Source organism: Veillonella sp. T34266-5 (genome assembly GCF_002959815.1).
Classification (GTDB): Bacteria; Bacillota; Negativicutes; order Veillonellales; family Veillonellaceae; genus Veillonella; species Veillonella atypica.
The window spans coordinates 35,369-42,630 of sequence record NZ_PPCZ01000015.1; the positions used below are offsets into that span (position 1 = coordinate 35,369).

General features: G+C 37.7%; 9 protein-coding genes and 1 tRNA gene. 9 read left to right on the plus strand and 1 reads right to left on the minus strand.

The window, feature by feature from the left end; all coding sequences use genetic code 11:
- The first annotated feature begins 60 nt into the window (after positions 1-60).
- Both VIHSUH07_RS05800 and VIHSUH07_RS05805 read left to right on the plus strand, forming a co-directional pair.
- Positions 61-1,683, plus strand: coding sequence for a membrane biogenesis protein AsmA (locus VIHSUH07_RS05800; protein ID WP_105084240.1), 1,623 nt, complete (start codon positions 61-63; stop codon positions 1,681-1,683).
- Between the two features lie 110 nt (positions 1,684-1,793).
- On the plus strand, positions 1,794-2,147 hold the full coding sequence (locus tag VIHSUH07_RS05805; protein WP_105084241.1) for a hypothetical protein: 354 nt from the start codon (positions 1,794-1,796) through the stop codon (positions 2,145-2,147).
- Positions 2,148-2,243: 96 nt separating this feature from the next.
- On the opposite strand, the gene VIHSUH07_RS05810 is transcribed toward VIHSUH07_RS05805, so the two are convergent.
- Complete coding sequence (locus VIHSUH07_RS05810; RefSeq protein WP_105084242.1) at positions 2,244-2,957, minus strand: stalk domain-containing protein; 714 nt, start codon at positions 2,955-2,957, stop codon at positions 2,244-2,246.
- Positions 2,958-3,280: 323 nt separating this feature from the next.
- Here VIHSUH07_RS05810 and VIHSUH07_RS05820 point away from each other — a divergent pair, with 323 nt between their 5' ends.
- From VIHSUH07_RS05820 to tnpA, 7 genes are all read left to right on the plus strand, one after another.
- A complete protein-coding gene (locus VIHSUH07_RS05820) occupies positions 3,281-3,622 on the plus strand; it encodes a hypothetical protein (protein WP_105084243.1) in 342 nt (113 codons plus the stop codon).
- A 114-nt stretch (positions 3,623-3,736) separates the two neighbouring features.
- On the plus strand, positions 3,737-4,234 hold the full coding sequence (gene queF / locus VIHSUH07_RS05825) for a preQ(1) synthase (RefSeq protein ID WP_005375471.1): 498 nt from the start codon (positions 3,737-3,739) through the stop codon (positions 4,232-4,234).
- 1 nt (position 4,235) lies between these two features.
- Positions 4,236-5,039 carry a hypothetical protein gene (locus tag VIHSUH07_RS05830; RefSeq protein ID WP_105084244.1) on the plus strand — a complete coding sequence of 268 codons (804 nt, stop codon included), beginning with the start codon at positions 4,236-4,238 and terminating at the stop codon, positions 5,037-5,039.
- A 228-nt stretch (positions 5,040-5,267) separates the two neighbouring features.
- Complete coding sequence (epsC, locus tag VIHSUH07_RS05835) at positions 5,268-5,879, plus strand: serine O-acetyltransferase EpsC (protein WP_009661741.1); 612 nt, start codon at positions 5,268-5,270, stop codon at positions 5,877-5,879.
- A 250-nt stretch (positions 5,880-6,129) separates the two neighbouring features.
- Complete coding sequence (locus VIHSUH07_RS05840; protein ID WP_038124636.1) at positions 6,130-6,564, plus strand: Dps family protein; 435 nt, start codon at positions 6,130-6,132, stop codon at positions 6,562-6,564.
- Between the two features lie 50 nt (positions 6,565-6,614).
- Positions 6,615-6,705 (plus strand) — tRNA-Ser (locus VIHSUH07_RS05845).
- Positions 6,706-6,887: 182 nt separating this feature from the next.
- The coding region (gene tnpA / locus VIHSUH07_RS05850; protein ID WP_105084245.1) for an IS200/IS605 family transposase at positions 6,888-7,262 on the plus strand (375 nt) is incomplete at its 3' end.

Genomic DNA, 7,262 nt, shown 5'->3' on the forward strand with positions numbered 1-7,262 from the left:
CTTTGCGTTTATACATTTGTGGGTGATTGGTTTTGTAAAATTTAATGCTATAATAATTGTATGACTAGACGATTACGCTCGTATTGGAGCAAATATATACAACTATATAAGCGAGGTATACTAGGCATCATTGCATTTATTGGAATTACGGTGGTCATTATTTCCATCTTAGCTACTATTGCGAGTCGAGGGATGGGGGTTATTTTTAATGATGTGATAGCACGTCAGACCATGATGCGAGGGACTATTACCGTCGCTAGCCTGAGCGCTACCCCATGGGGGACCATATCTTTTGAGGATTTGCAATGGTCTGATGACGATGGGCGTCAGTTGATGACCGTACCTTCCGGTAAGATACGCGTTAATATGTGGGATGTGATTACTCGTAATTTCAAGGCCTCTGCCATACGAGGCATAGAATTAAATGATGCGGTCATTGTAGTAGATTTAGATGACGATAATCGAGTTGATTTTGTGCCGGCTTCTCCTGATATTAACAAACCCTTATCTGAAGTAGAACAGCGACCTAAAGCACCAAAAAAAACGACCCTAGAACGTCAAGAAGAGCTAGGGAAAAAGGTGCGTAACTTTAACTGGAATGGTCAACATATCGATGCGATTGTGAAGCTTTCAGACTGTCAATTGGAAATATTCCAAAAGAATCGACATTATGTGATGAATAATGTTAATGCTCGATTTGATATCGATACGAATCGTGCCATTCGCATGAATCTAATAACTGGTAAATTCGGAGGCACCGCCATTGGGGATGGCCTCACATTGGAAGGCCGCATCGATCTAAAGGATGTGCTCAAGCATCGTATGCCTACACTCGATATGAAGTTAAATATTTATGGCGTAGATCCGGCGTCCCTGGGATTTGGTGATAGTATTCACGATAAGATGACCTTGCTGACAGCAGTGACGGGGGATATTAATCGGCCCTTTGCATCGGGGCGTGTTACCATGCCAATCCTTAGAATCCCTGCACTAACCTTTGAAAATGTGGTAGGCGATGTGACCTATCAAGATGGAATATTAGATTTTAAAGAGGTATATGCTAATGTATTTGGCGGTAAGTTAAAGGCTAAAGGTGTATATAATCTAGATACACGGGCCTATGAATTAACAGGGGTTGCCACGAATCTAGATAGTAGCATGGCCTTAAAAACACCGGATTTTGCTGTTCCTGTATCGGCGGACCTTAACTTCTCAAGTAAGGGACAGCCTAAAGATATGGTGGTGTGGGGCGATTTTACATCTGGTGCAGGTCGTTACATACTCATTCCTATACAATCTATTACGGGACGCTTTCACAATCAAGGACGTCATTTATCGTTCTTTGATGTGAAAGTACATACATCGGTAACAACGATTTCAACGGATGCATTGCATATCGATAATGGCGAATTAACATTGGGGCCATTGAATATTACATCCAATGGGGGGAGTAATTTTGCCATTTATGATGAAAGTATCTTTGGCGAGCTTGGGCGTACAATGGATGGTATAAAAAATGATATGGCACAGGCAAGTCAAAATATGAAACGCGCTCAAGATAATAGTCAATCGATGAAGCACGAAGGTATAAAGCCACCAAGTGATGCAAAAGGCGTTTTAGATGATGCCAAAGAAGCAATCAAAGGATTTTCCGATAGCTTGAAATCGATTAAGATTCGATGAAATTTGAAAATTTTCATGTTCAGCTTATCTCTTAAGTATAAAATGCGAAATGTTATCAAAACATTTGATAACATAGTGGATTATATATGTGTTTTATTAGGAGGTTTCTTATGAGAAAAGCTAAAAAATTATCTATAACACTTATGGCGTCTGTTATGGCTTTAGGCGTTGTAGCATTTACAGCACAACCAGCTAACGCATCTTATGGCTATAAATATACTGATTCCATTCGCCCACCAGTTTTGACACCTACACCATCTACGGGTAGAGCACCTTTGGAACCTGTAGCCACTACAGTTACACCAGCTCCTGCTGCCAACACTACAACAACAGTAGAGCCTACTAAAACGGCTGGTTCTGTAACAACAGCTAATACTACAATTAATACAGATAAAACAGCACAAGATATTCTTAGCTCTTTGCTTTCCTTGTTGCAAAACTTGTTTAACACTCTATTTAAATAATAGGGGATAACAAAACGGCGGTCCTTCTTGGAACCGCCGTTGTTGCATATACCAAAGCCCTTCGGTATCATCCGAAGGGCTTTACTATTTGTATTATTATTTTGTGTTTTTGTCAGTTGTTTGCGTATGTTTAACCTTGATAAGAGGTTCGTCCTTTGTAGTGGATTTTGTGTTGGATTCCACTTTAGAACTAGTCTCTACCTTATCAGATGTATTGTCTGATGGCGGCAAGAATGTACTGATTTCGTTTTTGTGAGGCCCGTTCGTATTGGTTGTAGATGCTAGCTGAGCACGTTGTGGAGCAATAAAAATTTCATCCTTCGTGATTTTTACGTCATTTAATAGCAATTTGAATGCGCTAGGACTCACGAATAATTGACCATCTATCATGCGCGGTGTAGGAAGCATTGATTCGGATGTATCAAGGTTGATGATTTGCAACTTGCCTTTTCTTACGATTTGCGCATGATCTGGTTGGATGGCTAGTGTAGCAATGCTCATGTCTACCAATGCAGTTTTTGTTGGTGCGTCCCACGCTACCTTATAGCCTAACGCTTCTGATACTTGGCGCAATGCTACGAGCGGTTGGCCATCTACATAGGCTACGTTTTGATGGTCTTTCACCGGCTCTAATACCTTGCCATCTACATTGATGTGATGTTGTGTCGTTACAGATGCAGGTTTTTCTAAATTTTGAGCTGGTGCAGGTGTTTCTATACCGATTGCTGCATGTGCTGGTTGCGCCATGCCTACTGTGAAAGCTAACGCACCTAGAGCGATGCTAGATAAAATAAGCTGTTTTAGTTTCATAAGGAACCTCCATAAGGTGTTATATCGTTCTGAATAAACTAATGTTATCAGATGTATATGAATATTTTATTATAAACTTTAATTTCATGCAATTTAAATTAAGCTAGAATAAGTTAATGGTTTATTTTGTATGAATTATAAACTCATTGATAATATAAACTTTGCTAAAAAAATCAACCATGTTATCCTGATGTATATAAAATTGTTGGTGTGTGGTTAGGTCGTGTAATGTGTCATACTTCATTAGGTGTTACTGGTGCAACATTTGGCTGTCACGTTAAAGATGAAATTAAATTTAATTTGAAAAAGGATATAGATAAGTAATGTATCAAGATTTAATCATAATGTTTGGTATTATATTCTTTATATACAAACTTATTACGCATAAAGGTGAGCTTAGTTTAGCTAGAATTATCTATACTTTTAGTTTAGTACTTGGATTGGGAATATTTTTCTTACGTAATTTAATATCTCCATTTACTATGTTGTTTTGGTGGATATTTTGTATGGGGATTTCTTTGGTTGGAATGTACTTTATGCTTAAAAATGATGAGTTTGAAAGTGATAAAGTAGAAATATTACAGTCTAATTTTAAAGCAGGCGTATATGTTTGGTTATTTCTAGTAGCATTATACATATATTTATATGTTTTGACTTATTATTAGATACTTTGATCGTATATAGCGGGATATTTAGGACTTTTTTAGCATTACGTATGATATAATTTATTTATATTGAATACTTTCGCAGAATTTATATTTTATAGAAAGAGGTTCCTTATGGCATCCGGCAGATCTGAAAAAGAGTTACAAGGCGTAACGATGTTAGGTCACAAGACCGATTATCCTACTGATTATGCACCACAGGTGTTAGAGGCATTTGATAACAAACATCCTGATAATGATTATTTCGTTAAGTTTAACTGTCCTGAGTTTACAAGCTTGTGTCCTATGACAGGTCAACCAGACTTTGCGACCATCTATATTTCGTATGTACCAGATAAGAAAATGGTAGAGTCCAAGTCTTTAAAATTATATCTATTTAGTTTCCGCAACCATGGGGATTTTCACGAAGATTGTATCAACATCATCATGAAGGACCTCATTAAGTTGATGGAACCTAAGTACATCGAAGTATGGGGCAAGTTTACACCGCGCGGTGGTTTGTCCATCGATCCATATGCAAATTACGGCAAGCCTGGTACAGAGTGGGAAAAGACGGCGAAAGAGCGCCTTCATTTCCATGATATGCAGCCTGAACGCGTAGCGTACCGTTAAGATGAATTACGAATTTATAGCTGTCATCTCGGCAATCATATTTTGCTTTGTATTTGGCCTATTATTGTCTTTGCATCCAGCAGCGCTCGTCGTTGGTAGTCATAGTTCATTACATACATACAGCCGATGGACACGATGGAGTGCTTATATAGCGTTGATACTATTAGTATTGCGCATCGACATTACTGTAACAGACAGTATGGTGCCGTCTAGCTGGCTGTTTAGTGAATGGTTTCAGCTCGTTACCATTGTTATATTTGCTCTCGTCCTACTACAAACCTTGGGATTCGTAGATTTTACACATGGGGAACGAAATGTACAGTTTCACTATTGGCAAATTGAGCAAGGTTACAGTTCGAACTCTTGGATGGAACGATATTTACAACAGCATCCTGGTCAAGTAGCAGGGGCATTGGTAAATTATTGTTATGTCTTATGGATGACATGGCGTTCTATGTGGCCTGCCATATTGATGTTATTCTGGTATAAACTATGGGCTGTTGAAGTGAATGGCTTGCTTTCACCAATTATATCTAGAAAAGAGCATATGCCAGATGTGGTTTCTTATTTGATATTAGATCCACATATTTTAACGTATACCTTGGCTGGTTTCTTATGGGGTCATATTGTATTGCATGAACGAAAGAACATCATCCTACATGGCAATAGTAGGGCGTTCCAGTTTGTGCTCTCTAGGCTTATAGTTATCGTGGGTAGTCTTTTATGGATAGGAATTGCCGTTGCCATTGTGACTGTGCCTATTACGTGGGATTCGGTAATTAACACACTTAGTAAGATACGATAAACTCAGTTATTTCCTATAAACTGCGGACTTTAAAGAGCCTCAAAATTCTTGACAGATATATTCCTAGGTGTTAGAGTAGGAATATATTTATAGAGTGTACAAATGATTATACCCAGTGTATAGTTTGGTTATCGTTAAAACCGTGACTTACGCCCTTGGGAGTATCCAAGGGCGTTATATTTTTGATAGACACACTGTTCGTGTAATGAATGTAGATATGGAGTACTTATGATGCAAGGTTTGCGCGAATTATGGGGCAAAATTCAATACAATATTAAACGCGTCATGGATTCTGACCCGGCTGCCACAAATGTGTGGATGGTTATATGGACGTATCCTCATATTACGGCCTTGTTTTGGCATTTCTTTGCGCATCGCCTCTATAAGGCAGGGTGGCCTACATTGGCACGCCGTATAGCACTTCATTCTCGTCATGTAACAGGCATTGAGATTCATCCCGGTGCTACCATAGGTCGCGGCTTATTTATTGACCATGGTATGGGCGTTGTTATCGGTGAAACGGCCATCGTCGGAGATAATGTAACATTGTTCCACCAAGTAACATTGGGCGGTATGTCCTCTAAGAAAACAAAACGCCATCCCACCATTGAAGATGATGTACTCATTGGTACAGGTACAAAAATTTTAGGGGATATTACGATTGGAGCGCGCACTAAAATCGGTTGTAATCTAGTTATAAAACACGATATTCCGAAAGATATGGTTATCTTTGAAACAGATCCAGAAAATATGTACGTTCGGAAGCCTAGACGAAAGAATAAAAATGGCGCATCTAATGATAGCCCATATCCTGAAAACTACATAGAATACTATATATAATATAGATTGGTTTAGACCTCTTGCTGTTAGATGCATATCTGATGGTAAGAGGCTTTTTTGTTTCATAAAAATTTCATTGAAAAAAATCGATAAAGTTATTGACAAGGAAAATCATTATTGCTAATATAATCATGTAATCAATATTGATTACAAATTACAGAAATAAATAACAGGCATAAAAGCCGACTGGATTTATCCTGATGTTAGGATAAATTGTAATTGAGAATTAAATGAAAAAGGAGTAATTATTATGAAAAACGTACAACAAGTTAATCAATATTTAGCAGATCTTTCTGTATGGAATGTAAAATTACACAACCTTCATTTCAATGTAACTGGTCCACAATTCAAATCTATCCATGAATACTTGGAATCCATTTATGATGAAGCATTTGAATACTTTGATGCAGTCGCTGAACATGTAAAAATGCAAGGTGAATTCCCATTGGTAAATTCTGTTGAATATGCTAAATTGGCAAAAATCGGTGAACTAGGTCAAGAAAATATTCCTCAACATAAAGTTATCGAAATTTTACTTCATGACTTCAAATATATGAAAGATCAAGCTGCTGCTATTCGTGAAGCAGCTGGTGAAGAAGATAATTTCTTGCTTTCCAACATGATGGAAGACCATATTGAATATTATGTAAAACAAATTTGGTTCATTGAATCTATGTTGAAATAATTCAATTGACAACGCCTTATTGGGTATGATATGATTACCCAGTAAAGCATGGAGGATTACTCAAGAGGCTGAAGAGGACGGTTTGCTAAATCGTTAGGGCGGGTTACCGTCGCTAGGGTTCGAATCCCTAATCCTCCGCCATGCTGAGACCTCACATCGTCTGATGTGAGGTCTTTTTTATTGTGCGCCGAATAGGCATGACTAAACCCCCAGTTAAACTGGGGGTCGGTAAAAAATTCTTAGAGAAAAGGAAAGAACCTCCTAGTGGTAAAATAAAGTTGGTCTGGCAACCACAACATTTCAACATAGGAGGTTCAATGTCAATGAATGACGTAAAAAGCTTATCACATAGTAAATGGAGATGTAAATATCATATTGTTTTTGCACCAAAGTATAGAAGACAAATAATTTATGGTCGGATAAAAGCTGATGTAGGTAAAATTTTAAGAGATTTATGTAATAGAAAAAATGTAGAGATTATAGAGGCAGAATGCTGTCCGGATCATATTCATATGCTAGTAACTATTCCACCACATTTAAGTGTATCAAGTTTTATGGGATATTTAAAAAGCAAAAGTAGCCTCATGATATTCGATAAACACGCAAATTTAAAATATAAGTATGGAAATAGACATTTCTGGTGTAGAGGATATTATGTGGATACGGTAGGACGATATGAAGGAGCGATAAAAGAGTAT